We start from the raw sequence: 14,756 nt of genomic DNA on the forward strand, positions 1-14,756 counted from the left end.
AATAAATCTTAAAAAGTAGCGGGTAAATCAATCATACACTTTTCTATTAAGCAACTTATAGTTAAATTGCAATACAAGCCCGGATTACAAATCAATCCTGCGCTATAAATAGAAAAAGCATGGAATTTATAGATGCACTCAAATATGGAGCTATTGGATTATGCGCTATCCTTTTTGCTCTTTCAACCAAATTGCTGTTAAAGGAACAAGACCGCAATGATGATGCGCGTCAGCCCATTTTAAACACCATTAAATGGTTTCTGGTTGTCTCCTTGTTAATGGCGGTGTTTTTTGGTATAACCGAGTTTCTGAAACCGGATAAAACAAATGCGACGCTGGAAAATGCGATAACAAAGGTATGGGAATCTCATTATTCAGAATATACCACTGATACAACATTACTGTTAAAAGCACAGCGGGTAAAAGAAGGTGACAACGAATGGGAGGGAACGGCAGATCCGGACAAAGTGTGTGAAGATATTATTTCGGAACTGGAAATGTGCATGAACGAGCGATCGAGCATTGAATTTGAATTTTACACCTATATTATTCGTTTAAAAAAGGAGATAAATGATAAAGGAGGAACGATAAATGTTGATTTTAATCCCGACAATAACAAAAAGGACGTTTATGAAATTCTCGAATTCATATTTATAAACCTCGAATTAACCGCTAATCAGAGCTTAAACGACGATGAAGTGCGTTCATTGTGGAAACAATACAAACGATCGTGGTCGACTAAAAATTTTAAGTTTATCGATTATTGGGATGTTGCACAATTGGTACGCGAATACCTGGATAAGTTTTACCCAAACGAATAGACTATCTCCCAAAAAAAAATCTTGTTGCTTTTCGATACTAAGAAGTTGAAATGTTTCATTTCTGATATATTAGGACGAGTTTCACAGTGCCGTTCCCCTTGGGAAGGGCGATTTAGAGGGATTGATCTTTTTACTTCAAAATACTTTGCCATTCATAAATCCTCCGATCCGTCGGCTGACGCATCTTGTAACTCGCAGCTCCAATTAATCTTTCATCCTTTATCAATCATCCTTTCACTCATCTTGCCACAGTAGTTCCTCCCTCGCTATGACTTTTTCCCGGGTGAAACTCAGTAGCGGACAATGAATTTATTTATCCCGGTACGATTCATTACTGTCCGCTGCCCTTACTTCACTCGGTTTGATGTCATTGCGATACCGATGAGTAAGCGAATCGGTAGAAGCAATCTCTAGCAGCTAGCGACTCGCAGCTCGTAACTCGTAGCTTTCTTTAATCCCTAATCCTTAATCAATCATCCTTCCATTCGGCTTGCCACAGTCGTTCCTCCCTCGCAATGACAGTACCGGTTTATATCCCTGTCAGCAAATGCCCAGTGCCCAATGACCAGTGCCAGTGACCAGTGCCCAGTGACCAATGACTAATGACCAATGACTAGCGACTCGTAGCTCGCGACTCGCAGCTGTCTTTAATCCTTCCTCCTTTTGCCTTTCTCCTTTTTCCTTGATTCATCCTTCATCCTTTATCAATCATCCTTTCACTCATCTTGCCACAGTCGTTGCTCCCTCGCAATGACAGTTCCGGTTTATACCCCCGTCAGCAAATGCCCACTGACCAATGCCCAGTGCCCAGTGCCCAATGACCAATGACCAATGACTAGCGACTCGAAGCTCGCAGCTTTCTTTCATCCTTCATCCTTCATCAATAATCTTTCATAACCATGTAACCAACAACAACTTCGTGCGTCTTTAAAATATCCGGTCCATTCATCTCCGGAAAACTAAAGCTATTGAAAACATGATTAAAAACTTATTGAAACACAGCTTGCGGGCGCTGAAAAAGCAAAAAGGATACGTTGCCATCAACATTCTGGGTTTGGCCATTGGTATTGCCTGCAGTATTATTATCGCACTCTTTATTATCCACGAGTTAAGTTACGATCAGTACCACGAAAACAAAGACCGTATTTACCGGGTAAACTTAGACGGTAAGATTGGCGAACAGGAAGTGAATGCCTCTTATTCGGCATCGATACTGGGGCCAACTATGGCCGATGAATTCCCCGAGGTGGAAAAATTCTGCCGCTTAAATAACTGGGGCGAAGCCGTTGTAAAAAGGGAAGATATCGCTTTTGTAATCGACGATTTTGCCGAGGTGGACTCTACCTTTTTCCAGCTGTTCTCCATTCCTTTGCTTCGGGGCGACAGCAAAACCGTGTTGAATGAACCCCATACCATGGTGCTGTCGGAATCTACCGCTAAAAAGATCTTTGGCAACGAAGATCCGATAAATAAAATGGTGCGGGTAAACACGGGGCAAGATCCGTACCGCATAACCGGAGTAATGGCCGATTTCCCGGAGGAAACGCATTTAAATGCCAATATCCTCACGTCGTTTATGACCAACAACAGAGCCGACGATCCCGAATGGATGAACAACAGTTTCTCCACTTATGTGTTGCTAAAACCCAATACCTCGCCCGAGAGTGTGGAGGCACGTTTCCCGGGATTGATTGAAAAATACGTTGGGCCGCGGGTGCAGGAACTATTGGGAATAATGCTCGAGGATTTTCTGGCGCAGGGCAACCGTTACAATTATCACCTGCAGCCATTAACAAAAATACACCTTATGCCCGAGGTCGAGCACGAAGTAAAACCTGCCACCGACCCCAAATACCTGGTTATTTTCAGCAGTGTGGCTATTCTTATCATCGTTATTGCCTCCATCAATTTTATGAATCTTTCCACCGCACAGGCCACAAAACGCGCCAAAGAAATTGGGGTGAAAAAGGTGAGCGGATCATCAAAAGGAATGCTTATTCTGCAGTTTCTTACCGATTCAACCTTGATTTCGTTTATTGCACTCATTCTGGCTGTGGCCATTGTTTTTGTGTCGCTGCCGTTTTTTAACGACGTTTTCGATACGCAGGTGCGGTTCAATATCATCGAACATTTCTACTACATTCCCCTTCTTATACTTTTTGCCTTGTTTGTGGGTTTTGTGGCAGGTGCTTACCCGGCCTTTTATCTTTCGTCGTTTAATCCCAATACGGTGTTGCGCGGAAAACTTCGCGACGGGGCAAAAAACGGAAAACTACGCCGCATCCTGGTGTCGGTACAGTTTCTTATTTCCATTATTCTTATTGTGGGAACCATTATTATGTACCGCCAGCTAACCTACATGGTAAATAAAGATGTTGGTTTTGGGAAAGACCGCTTAATGGTTATTCAAAGTGCCGGATCTGTTGGCGACCAGGTAAAAGCCTTTAAACAGGAAATTCTGAAAATACCGGGTGTGCAGAATGTTTCGGCATCAACGGCTGTTCCGGGGCACAACAATAACAACAACGGTTATATGTTGGAAGGCCACGACGGGCAAACCTACCTGATGCAAACCGCTTATGTTGATTACGATTTTCTGGAAACCTACGGCATGGAACTAAACAAAGGCCGCTTTTTCAACCGCGGGTTTGGTGCCGATAACGAAGCTTGTGTGGTGAATCAGAAAACCATTGATGAGTTTGGTATCGGCGATTACACGCAAACCCGCTTTATTGTTCCGTTTTCCGATGAGGGTGATAAAAAATTTATGCCCATTATCGGGGTGTGTAACGATTTCCATTTTAAATCGCTGCACGATCGTATAGGCCCTTATGTAATGCGCTTTAAGGAAGCCGACAATAACTGGGGGTATATTTCGGTGAAATTTAATACCGATGCACCGGCCTCGGCCATTAACCAGATTGAAGAAAGCTGGAAACGATTTGCGGCCAACAACCCGATGCGTTACTTTTTTATGGACGAAGATTTTGCGCACATGTATAAATCCGAAAGGCAAAACGCCAAACTATCGGTGGTATTTGCCATCCTGGGGATTTTTATTGCCGCACTCGGTTTGTTCGGACTTACCTCGTTTACCGTTGAGCAACGCACCAAGGAAGTGGGTGTACGCAAAGCACTGGGAGCTTCGGGTTACAGTATTTTTTACCTTATTTCGAAAGAAATCGTTATCCTGGTTTGTGTGTCAACCTTGGTGGCCAGTCCGCTTATTTACTGGGTGGCCAGCAACTGGCTGCATAACTATTATTACCGCATCCATCTCGGAGCGCTCGAGTTTATTGTTGGTTTTATTGCCGCCATTTCCATTGCGCTGCTTACCATCAGTTATAAAACACTGCAAACTCTGCGGATTAACCCGGCGCATACCTTGAGGTATGAGTAGGGATTGAAGGACTGAAGGATTGAGGGATTGAGGGACTGAAGGATTGAAGGACTGGAGGACTGAATGTTGGAATGCGTAAATGCGTGAATGATTTAATGCTTTAATGAGCAATAGCATTGTGAAATTGCCTACTGCGATTTTGCCAACTGCCTACTTGTCGCAGATTGATTTTAAGATTGATGGAGATTGAATGAGATTGAAGGACTGAATATTGGAATGCTTAAATGCGTGAATGATTTAATGCTTTAATGAGCAGTAGCTTTGTAAAATTGCCCACTGCTATTTTGCCAACTGCCTACTACTTGTAACTTGCAACTTGCAACTTGTAACTTGCAGCTTGCAACTTGTGTCTTGTAACTTGCATGAGATTGAAGGAAGCTATTAGCCGCTAGCCTCTGGCTACTAGCTTCTTTCATCCTTAATCGATAATCCTTTGAAATATTTTTTTGCACCGTGGCTTTAGCCCGGTGTATTTTTGTGAGAACAAGAAAGGCTTTAGCCATTAATATTCTCATTAAAGGCTAAAGCCTGCACGCTATTTTCTCCTATATCACCGCCCTGAAGGACGGTGCAAAATTGTTGCCTTCGCCTGAATCCTCTCGCATGGTGTTGGATTGCCACGGTCGTTCCTCCCTCGCGATTGCGACACGATCCATCAGCCGACGGAAGGAGAAACAATCTAATCTGCCGAAAGTCATTCTATCCAAGCGTAAACCATAGAATGGAACCCAGCAGAATTAAAAAAGAATACAGATAAAGTGATCGAAGGTTAAATTTTGTTTTTATCCACAACATCAAAGTAGTGATTAGAAGCCCAAACAATCCTGCCAGCATTGGGAGCCAGAGGATCTCGAAAACTATGTCGGAGCCTTTAATACCCGATAAATCGACACGTGACGTCACCGCCCAGTAAATGACCACTACTACCGATAAAATCAAGATAATTTTGGGAATATTGGACGTATTATTTATCGCCATTTCGTAATTCAATTATGATTTACACGTCAGATACATCTGCTTTCACGTTATTATCGATTAAAGGTTACAATTATTCGTTGGCCCTTAGGGCGAAATAAACAATTCAGCAGCAATCTTACAAGCTGGAATATTGCCAACTGCTATTTTGCCAACTGCCTACTACTTGTACCTTGCAACTACTTTACCTTGCAACTTGTAACTTGCAACTTGTGTCTTGTAACTTACATGAGATTGAGGGAAGCTATTAGCCGCTAGCCTCTGGCTACTAGCTTCTTTCATCCTTATTCAATATTACTTTGAAATACTTTTTTGCACCGTGGCTTTAGCCCGGTGTATTTTTGTGAGAACAAGAAAGGCTTTAGCCATTAATATTCTCATTAAAGGCTAAAGCCTGCACGCTATTTTCTCCTATATCACCGCCCTGAAGGACGGTGCAAAAAAATCTGTCAGCACGCGAATCCTTATACGAGGAAAAGATTGCTTCTCCGCCAGCTGGCGGATCGCAATGACATTGTTTGTTAGTCATGGGCGGCAGCGGACAATGAATGATTTAATCCCGGCACGATTTACCACTGTCCGCTGCCCTGATGCCATAAACAGCGCCTGTCATTACGAGCGTAGCGAAGTAATCTGTTTAACCACCCCGTCAGCGAAAGGATATTTTTTATTCATGACAGTGTTTAATGTCGCTGCCACCCCTCCTGAGAGGAGGGGAAATTATCAAGACAAAGATTTCTCCTCCTTTGAGGAGGAGTACCGCTGATGTAGTGCAACGGAATCAGTGGGGAGGTGGTGCCTGTGTTACTTCTCCACCAACTCCTAGCTAGAAGCTCGCAGCTGGTTTCTCAACTTTTTCCTTGTTATGTTTTATTTTATGTAAACAAATGTTATTTTAGTGCCTCATAACCCGGTCACAGAGAGAAGATTCATTGCGTTGATAGGGCCCCTGGGAAGAAATTGGATTAGCCATTTGTAAACGATTATCCGTCAGCTGGCGGATTTAAAAACGATTACAAATGGATATATCATTAAGGATAAACACCTTATAAGAAATTTAGAAATTAATGCTATAAGCGATATAAGTGTAATACTCTTATATATACGTTATAGCCAATTTAAAAAAAACACAATAGCAATTTCTAAATATTAACCTATAAAAAGCAAAAATGAGAAAATTAAGTTTCCTTGTTCTATTAGTCCTTGCATTAGGGTTACAATCTTGTATGCTTACCGCATATATGGTAGCGAAAGAACAACTGGCACTAAATCCAAAAGTATTAAATTGTCTTAAAGATGAAAAAGTTGTAATTGCTACAATGGAATATCCCAAAAAAGCATCAGCAGAAGACATAGAAAAAATCGACAGATTAAATGAGTTTACAGTCAACATGTTAAAAGAGCATTGGACTTATTGTGAGATACACGATGTGATGCCTTTTGAGGAAGCTAAGAAATTTGTTTGGAAAAATCGTGGCTATCATTTGTTGTCTATTAATAACACAGGATATAGGATTGTTACTAATGGTCCAATACCTCAAAGAGGTGATGGGGATTATGGTTCAATCGGAATAGAATTGGATTATTTTGTTAGTGCCATGAAATCAAAACCTGCAGCCTTTGAGTTTCCATTTACCATGGGCGAAAGTTTTATAAACGAAGTATCAACTTATGCTTCAATAATGGCATTTCAGGATATGTTAAAACAAATTGAGACAAAAAAGATACCGAGTCAACAAAGTTTTCCTAAAAATGGGAAAAGAAACACTGATAAAATAAAGAATAAAACATTGCTGATTCCAGAATATATGGTTAATAACAAATTGGGAGAAGAAGGGATAAAGAAATATTACAAATATGATTTTGAAATTTGCAGCAAAGAAAAATTTGAAGAAGCCATATTAAACGGATTAGAAGGATATGTTTTTCCTCTATATAACACAGTGCCTGCCGGGAAAGCTACATTTAACCAGTTTATGATTTACGACTCAGAAACATGGGAGTGTTACCTTGCTCTACGTTTCGCGCAAAATGGTGCATCCAATTACAAAATTTTTGCATCGAAAGATTATCATGATTTCCTGAAAATGAACAAAAAAACATGGAAAAATATAGCAAAAGGAATGAAATCTGTATAATATAGTAGAAAAATACTAGCTATAACAAAGTGCAAATTGCATAGCCGGGTTTGGTGGTGCCCCGCTACCGCGCGAATCCTTACACGAGGAAAAGATTGCTTCTCCGCCAGCTGGCGGATCGCAATGACATTGTTTGTTAGTCATGGGCGGCAGCGGACAATGAATGATTTAATCCCGGCACGATTTACCACTGTCCGCTGCCCTGATGCCATAAACAGCGCCTGTCAATACGAGCGTAGCGAAGTAATCTGTTTAACCACCCCGTCAGCGAAAGGATATTTTTTATTCATGACAGTGTTTAATGTCGCTGCCACCCCTCCTGAGAGGAGGGGAAATTATCAAAACAAAGATTTCTCCTCCTTTGAGGAGGAGTACCGCTGATGTAGTGCAACGGAATCAGTGGGGAGGTGGTGCCTGTGTTACTTCTCCACCAACTCATAGCTAGCGGCTTGCAACTCGTAGCTAGAAGCTCGTATCTTTCTTCCACTTTTGCCTTTCTCCTTTTTCCTTTTGTCTTGAAATCTTTTTCCTTGTTATGTTTTATTTTATGTAAACAAATGTTATTTTAGTGCCTCATAACCCGGTCACAGAGAGAAGATTCATTGCGTTGGATAGACCCTTATAATTAGCTTTTATGCTAAAATCGCTATCGATTTAAAGAGATAATGACAACTAATTAATTAGACTTATTAGTAACAATTAAAAGATATTAGATATGGCAAGATTATTTAAACAAGGAGACGTAGTAAGATTGAAATCTGGGGGACCTAAAATGACAATTGAGAATTATTACGTACATGTGGGAATTAGTTCATCAAGCGTAAGTGACCATCTTGTAGACTGTACATGGTTTGATAATAATGGTGTTCTACAATCTAGAACCTTTGAACAAGATTCTTTAAAGAAAGAAGATGATGAATAAAAAAGGATACCTATTCATAATTGGGATACTTTTATTCATGTTAATCATATGGATTTTTTATCCTTTCATCTTAAATATATTCTTCGAATCAAATAATGACAGAGGAGTCTTCGGTGATTCTTTTGGAGCATTGAATGCATTAATTTCAGGTCTAGCGTTTGGAGGGATTATTTATACTATACTTCTTCAACAAGGTCAGCTCAATATGCAAAAGGAGGAATTAATTCTACAACGAAAAGAGCTTGAATTGACAAGACAAGAATTAAACAGAACTGCAGATGCACAAGAGAAATCAGAAAAAGCATTATCACGACAAGCTGAGAATATGGAACTAACTTCCAAAATATCAGCTTTAAGTGCATTATTTAATGCATATAATAATTCCTTACATAGAGAATCGGGACTGAATTGGGAAGAAAGAGAAGAAGTTAAGAAAAAGGCAAAAAAGATTTCAAACAGTTTAGAAGAATATACTCAAAAAGTTATAAAGTAAGAGGACGTGACAGGCTTTGTATTATTTGGTGGGATTTGGTGTTAGACTTTCTATGGTTTTTCTCGTCTCAGTTCAGTTCTAGAGGACAATGTACTCTGAAATCCGCTTCGCAACCGGCTCAAACCTTTTTACTAAATTTTGATTCAGAATATAATCTCAGATATGGAAATTAGAAGATACCGAATTGTTGCAGAACAACTACTCAAAGAAGAAAAGCCGATTTCAATCGAAAAATTGGCTGTTCTTACCAATATGCCTTTACAGGAAATTGAACAAATACTAAAAGAGTTCAATTCATTGGGATTTCTTGTAAACAAAGATAATTTCAACAGCATTATTCTTACGGGCAAGGCAAAAACAAAAAACTCATAGATTATGAAAGATCATACTTACATTATTTCTGGGTTAATTGGTTTTCTATTGACAGGGCTAAGCATACTCTATGGAAGGTACAAACTGAATCACAAATTAGTTCTTAAAAAGCCGCAATACCTTATTTGGTACTCTTTGTCCTATGGAATATTAGCAGGGATACTTTCATATTTTATATCAACCGGAAATCTTAAAATAAATGATTTTCAGCCTAGTGAAACACCATACCTTGTTGCAATATGTGTTGGTTTGACTATTAAATCTTTATCTAAAAGTTCTTTAATGAATTTTCCAATCGGGGACAAGAAAGTACCCATTGGACCGAAACTTGTTTTCGACTACTTAGACGATTTTTTATTGAAACGACTTAATGACCATATTGATGAACAATTAGTTGTAGTAATTAAAAGAGTATCAAAAAAACTTAAATCTGGAAATAGAACTTTAAGAGTTCAAGATGAATTAATAAATGAAGTCACGCCGACAAATTTTACTGTGATTGAGAGGAGTAGCTATATGAAAGAAATTTCCTCTTTGAGAAAACCGTTTGACAAATGCCGGTATTTTGCAGACAAGTTTGGGATTTGTAGATTAGAGATGCTTGAAAAGAATCTGGATGAATAAAAATAAAAACACTAGTTCCGCCACTACCACTCAAACCCCTTCGCGTGGTTAAGAGATAATCAGTGCCGACTAAATAAAAATCAAAAACTCAAACCAAAATGGCTGATAAGAAACTTTACAATTTAAGGCAAATTCAAATTTGGTGTGTTCTTGGATCACCATTTGTTGCCGGGATTCTTATTTCTCAGAATTACTCCAAATTTGGAGAAGGAAGAAAAAGCACACTTTGGATTTTTATTGGAACACTATGGACGCTGGCATTATTTGGAATTGCAATGTTAATGCCCGATGGAACTACCAGAAGTGCAGGAATGCTTATTCCTTTACTAAATGGAGCGCTTATCCATCCAATTGTTGATCGGCTTCAGGGAGAAAGAATAAGAACCCACTTTGAGAATGATGGATGTAAAAGTTCAAATGGATTACCCATTGTATTATCCTTAATTCTTATGGCATTAATACTAACGCCAACCATACTTCTCGACCGTATTTCAAATACAAATAACTATTTACGTGCTGATTTTAATGGTAATGGCGTTCTCTATTCGCACAATACATCCGTTGAAGAAGTTGATAAACTTGGAAATATCTTGACCAGAGTTGAATATTTTAGTCCCGAAAACCCGGTCGAAGTAGTTTTTGAGGATTGCGATTCGGTGATTGAACTAAAACTGGTATCTGATAAAGACTATTTTAATAATTCGGAGTTTTTAAATGAGATACAATCCGTTTTTAAACATGTAAGTTTATATGATTTTTCAAAACCAGTTGGATTCAATTTAATTGATAAATACCTTAAAAAGGAAAAAAGAATTCATCTTAGTCAAAGCGATAGTATTCAATACCTAATGGAGTCGGTTCCTTTTGTCGATAACGAAAATTTCAGACTTTACTATGATATTATGATTCCTGAACCTGAAAGAGCAAAATTTCAGGATTTAATTCTACAATTAGATAATCTTTTCCCGCATCAGTATCAATATAGTTTCATCTGTGAAGTTGCTGACAATTCATTCCTGCTTAATCTTTATATTCCGAAAACGGAGTGGAATAATCCAAAACTTATTTCAGAGGCAAAATTGCTTAAAACTGAATTAAACCAGGCGGACTTTAGCAAACCATTTAGAGTTAAATTATTTGAAAACTCTGAAACTAATTATGAAGAATTTGAAATTCAATAAAAAACACCGCTGCACCGCTACACCTCCGCTGGCGCGAATTTGTAAACCATACTACTAAATATAAACCAATAACATTCAATAACAACACTACTAATTTAAACTTACAAAATGAAAACAAACATTACTATTTACATCGTAAGCCTTGTAATACTGATGGCAGGAATAATTTTAACTGTTGAGAATCCCGATTCAGGAAGAATGCAAATGATAGCCGGAGGGGTAACCTTTTTAGGACTTACACTGAATATCTTGGGTTTTACGTTGCGCATCAGGCAAAAAAGAAATTGAACAAACGCTAACCGATAAACAAAACCATGACCAGAGAAGAACGTCTTAAATTCTGCAAAATTTGCGAGAACAAACGAATGAGCTTGCAAGAGGGGCTTATTTGCATGATCAGCGGCAAAGTTGCCGATTTTGAAGAAAGCTGCCCACACTTTAAAGAAGATGCACGTGCCAAACAGGAAATAGCCTCCCGCGACGAATATAACGTTTTGATAAAAGACTCTGCCGATACCGGCAAACGTTTTGCCAACCATATCCTGGATCGGATTTTTGCCTTTATCTTCATGTTGGTAGTATTTTTTACACTGGGAGTTGTAACAGAAATAGTAAGGCCGGGAGCTATAGACAGTATTGTCGACAATACCTTTTTGCTATACTGCATGGTTTTTCTGATCTATTACCTGTATTTTGTAATTTCTGAAGCTAGCACGGGCCGCACATTGGGCAAATTAATTACCGGCACAAAAGTAGTTACCATCGATGGAGAACAACCCGGTTTTGCTACCATTTTACTGCGGTCCATTTGCCGCTTTATTCCCTTCGAGGCTTTTTCATTCCTCACCGAATCGCAAACCGGCTGGCACGACCGCTTATCAAAAACCCGTGTGATTGTGGTAAAAAAACAAAAAATTAAAACATAAATACCACCGCTACCGCACCCCCGAAACTTCGGGGCATCGAGCAGTGTTAATAAAAACCACTAATAACTAAATCAAATAAGATGACCGACAAACAAGTAACAAAAGTAATTGGATTCATTTATTCTATCGGAGCAGTAATGGTGCTTGTGGGCGCATTTTTCAGACTTCAACATTATCCATACGGATTATCACTGTTGTTCCTGGGATTCATGTTTGGTGCAGTAAGCAGTGCTTTTGATATCTCCAGGTTAAAGAAGAAAATAAAACGATTGGAAAAACAACTACATCAATAACTGGAGTAAAACACCGCTGCCGCGCCCCCGAAACTTCGGCGCATCGCATGGTTTTTGCTCCGTCGATGCAGAATTGTAATTCACACGAATAAATAAACCCAAAAAGAAAATCATGGAAGTACTAATTCCCGTACTCGTTATTGTAATCTCTGTTTTAGTTTTACGTGCTGTTGGCTCCTGGATGCTGCGGATAAATGATGTAATTGATCTGCAGAAAGAGATTTTGCAGGAGTTAAAAAAGATGAATAGTCCGAAGTAGGGTAGCAATTCGCTGCCCCGATTGAAACACCGGGACACCTCCTTTTGCAAAAGAAGGACGAGTCATAATCCCGTAGGGATTTGATTTTAGTAAGCCCGGATGAATGATCCGTCGGCAGACGGAGCGAGAAATCCGGGGGTAAAAGATAAACAGGTAAAGGCGCATCAGCCAAAGCCAATCAGGGCGGGGAAGATCTATGCGCCGCAATTAGCAAAGTTAAATCACCACCCCGTCAGCGAAAGCATATGAATCATCAAAGTTAAAATCTCACATCGCTGCCACCCCTCCTGGCAGGAGGGGAAATTAAATCAGAGGGGAGGTGGTGTTTTATTTTATCACCTCAATCGACCATAGTTCAAAACAGGATTTGCAAAAGCCCACAATTTACCATAACTTGTATACTTATTAACCAAATACTATAAAACGTAACCTTTTTAATAACTAAAACCCACAAATTATGGCAACCAAAACACCTACGGGGATTCCCGAGCCGGTAATTAACGAGGCTAGCCAGTTAATTACAAATGCACTTATCGTTTTAAAACCTTATTTAATTGCTTTAACGCCCCACGAGCGGCAGATCAGCGCCAAAATCAGCGATCGTTCCTATCCTTTTGTAGAAAAAACATGCGATTATACGCTTTTGGCCCCTGAGTATGTTCCTCAATACATGGATGCCGAAAAGCTGCGCACCGATCTGCAGGTTCACGACCAGCTGATTGAACTGCTGCGCATAAGCAAGCAGCTTACCAACGGACTAGATGATTCGGCATTAAAAACCGGTGGCGATAGTTTCACCAATGCCCTGAATTATTACAACTCGGTTCGGCAGGCATCGCGCATTAATGTGCCCGGAGCCAAAAGCATTTACGAAGATTTGAAAAAACGTTTTATCCGAAGCAATTACGCTAAGGATTCAGGGCAAAATGAACAGCCGGAAGAAGATTGATTCATTCTTTATATAACAGGATTATTTATTTTTAAGGGAGCATCCATTGTGGTGTTCCCTTTTCTTTTGCTCAAAAACAAAAGATACGGAGTAGCTAACACCCTTTTTGTGCAACAAAAGTACTGTTACTACCTTCTGAAGCACAAATTCCGCCTTCGGAAGCCGAATTGACACCTTCAGAAGCTCAAGCTTCAGCTTCGGAAGCCGAAATTCTACCTTCGGAAGCTCAACGTCCGGCTTCGGAAGCTCAACGTTCAGCTTAAAAAGCTCAAACGACACCTTCAGAAGCTCAAGTTTTAACATTTGAACGCGGAGCTTCAGCTTCAGAAGCCCGAACGATACCTTCGGAAGCCCAAAGAGTACCTTCGGAAGGTAGAGCGACACCTTCGGAAGTACCCCCTTAAATTCTCGAAAGGGCTTGAGGTGGATTTGTTTATGTGCTGTGTATCAGTGATATGTCGCAAAGCATAAAAATTACACACTACGTGTTTTGGCAGAAAGGAAAGTGGTGTTGTAAATTCGGTTCAGTGTTAAACAATAATAATTTTTAATCTATTAAAACACACAAAAATGGATAACAAAATCAATTTTACCATTCCGGCCGAAACAGTTACACTGGTTAACGAATCACTGGCAACGATTTCCACGGCCCTGAAACCTTACCTGATTGCCTTGTCGCCCGATGAGCGCCGCGAACTCCCCAAAATGAGTGACAAAACCCAGCCTTTTGTTGATAAAGCGCTCGATTACCTGAGCCGTGCGCCGGAATTTGCACCTCCGTATATGGATGTTGACGGTATGCGGAACGATATGACGGTACATAACCAGCTGATGCCGCTGTTGCGCCAGGTACGTATGTTGTCGGATAACCTCGACGATACCACCATGGAAGCCGGTGCCGAAAGTTATATGGCCGCACTGATGTATTACAATTCGGTGAAAATGGCGGCTAAAATGGATATCCCGGGAGCCAAATCGATATACGACGACCTGAGTAAACGTTTTGAAAAAACAACTACGGGAAGCGAAGAAACACCAGTAGAAACAGAAACAAGATAATATTCCCGGGTATGTGAGCGGGGCGGTTGTTAATTTTTTCGGTAGATCAGAAGATGCATCGGTAACGGTGCATCTTTTTTTGTGCCCTTTTAGATTGCTAATGACCAATGACCAATGACCAGTGACCAATGACCAGTGACCAATGACCAATGTCCAGTGCCCAGTGACCAGTGACTAATGACCAGTGACCAATGACCAATGTCCAATGACCAATGTCCAATGTCCAGTTCCACCTTCGCTCAACTTTTTCCTTGATTCATCCATCAATTCTTTCACAAATCCTTTTATTCCATTCAAACAATTCCTATTTTGAAGGGGTTAATAGCAATGAATCACACCTGCAA

At 40.0% G+C, this 14,756-nt stretch carries 14 protein-coding genes; all 14 read left to right on the forward strand.

From position 1 onward, the window contains the following. Positions 1-119: 119 nt before the first annotated feature. The 14 genes from LH29_RS09065 (at position 120) to LH29_RS09140 (ending at position 14,412) form a co-directional block, all read left to right on the forward strand. Positions 120-821: a hypothetical protein gene (locus LH29_RS09065; RefSeq protein ID WP_045027949.1), complete on the forward strand. Its 702-nt coding sequence runs from the start codon at positions 120-122 to the stop codon at positions 819-821. A 976-nt stretch (positions 822-1,797) separates the two neighbouring features. Next, on the forward strand, positions 1,798-4,221 hold the full coding sequence (locus tag LH29_RS09070; protein ID WP_045027952.1) for an ABC transporter permease: 2,424 nt from the start codon (positions 1,798-1,800) through the stop codon (positions 4,219-4,221). Between the two features lie 2,144 nt (positions 4,222-6,365). Continuing rightward, positions 6,366-7,334, forward strand: coding sequence for a hypothetical protein (locus LH29_RS09085; RefSeq protein ID WP_157493622.1), 969 nt, complete (start codon positions 6,366-6,368; stop codon positions 7,332-7,334). A 715-nt stretch (positions 7,335-8,049) separates the two neighbouring features. Next, positions 8,050-8,256, forward strand: coding sequence for a YodC family protein (locus LH29_RS09090; protein WP_045027960.1), 207 nt, complete (start codon positions 8,050-8,052; stop codon positions 8,254-8,256). After that, entirely contained in the window at positions 8,246-8,749 is a 504-nt protein-coding gene (locus tag LH29_RS23740; protein WP_052670705.1) for a hypothetical protein, read from the forward strand. The genes LH29_RS09090 and LH29_RS23740 overlap by 11 nt, the downstream gene beginning before the upstream one ends. A gap of 162 nt (positions 8,750-8,911) precedes the next feature. Next, positions 8,912-9,121 (forward strand): hypothetical protein, encoded by a 210-nt coding sequence (locus LH29_RS09100; protein WP_045027963.1) that lies wholly within the window; start codon positions 8,912-8,914, stop codon positions 9,119-9,121. 3 nt (positions 9,122-9,124) lie between these two features. Continuing rightward, positions 9,125-9,745 (forward strand): PIN domain-containing protein, encoded by a 621-nt coding sequence (locus LH29_RS09105; protein WP_045027966.1) that lies wholly within the window; start codon positions 9,125-9,127, stop codon positions 9,743-9,745. A gap of 98 nt (positions 9,746-9,843) precedes the next feature. Then, positions 9,844-10,926, forward strand: coding sequence for a hypothetical protein (locus LH29_RS09110; RefSeq protein ID WP_045027969.1), 1,083 nt, complete (start codon positions 9,844-9,846; stop codon positions 10,924-10,926). A 108-nt stretch (positions 10,927-11,034) separates the two neighbouring features. Then, positions 11,035-11,214: a hypothetical protein gene (locus LH29_RS09115; RefSeq protein WP_045027971.1), complete on the forward strand. Its 180-nt coding sequence runs from the start codon at positions 11,035-11,037 to the stop codon at positions 11,212-11,214. Positions 11,215-11,291: 77 nt separating this feature from the next. Beyond that, positions 11,292-11,852 carry an RDD family protein gene (locus LH29_RS09120; protein WP_232302827.1) on the forward strand — a complete coding sequence of 187 codons (561 nt, stop codon included), beginning with the start codon at positions 11,292-11,294 and terminating at the stop codon, positions 11,850-11,852. Between the two features lie 80 nt (positions 11,853-11,932). After that, complete coding sequence (locus LH29_RS09125; RefSeq protein ID WP_045027973.1) at positions 11,933-12,145, forward strand: GldL-related protein; 213 nt, start codon at positions 11,933-11,935, stop codon at positions 12,143-12,145. Positions 12,146-12,257: 112 nt separating this feature from the next. Beyond that, positions 12,258-12,404 (forward strand): hypothetical protein, encoded by a 147-nt coding sequence (locus tag LH29_RS24550; protein WP_157493623.1) that lies wholly within the window; start codon positions 12,258-12,260, stop codon positions 12,402-12,404. 457 nt (positions 12,405-12,861) lie between these two features. Next, entirely contained in the window at positions 12,862-13,353 is a 492-nt protein-coding gene (locus LH29_RS09130) for a hypothetical protein (RefSeq protein ID WP_045027976.1), read from the forward strand. A 570-nt stretch (positions 13,354-13,923) separates the two neighbouring features. After that, a complete protein-coding gene (locus tag LH29_RS09140) occupies positions 13,924-14,412 on the forward strand; it encodes a hypothetical protein (protein ID WP_045027980.1) in 489 nt (162 codons plus the stop codon). Positions 14,413-14,756: the final 344 nt, after the last annotated feature.

This window comes from Draconibacterium sediminis (assembly GCF_000949475.1).
Classification (GTDB): Bacteria; Bacteroidota; Bacteroidia; order Bacteroidales; family Prolixibacteraceae; genus Draconibacterium; species Draconibacterium sediminis.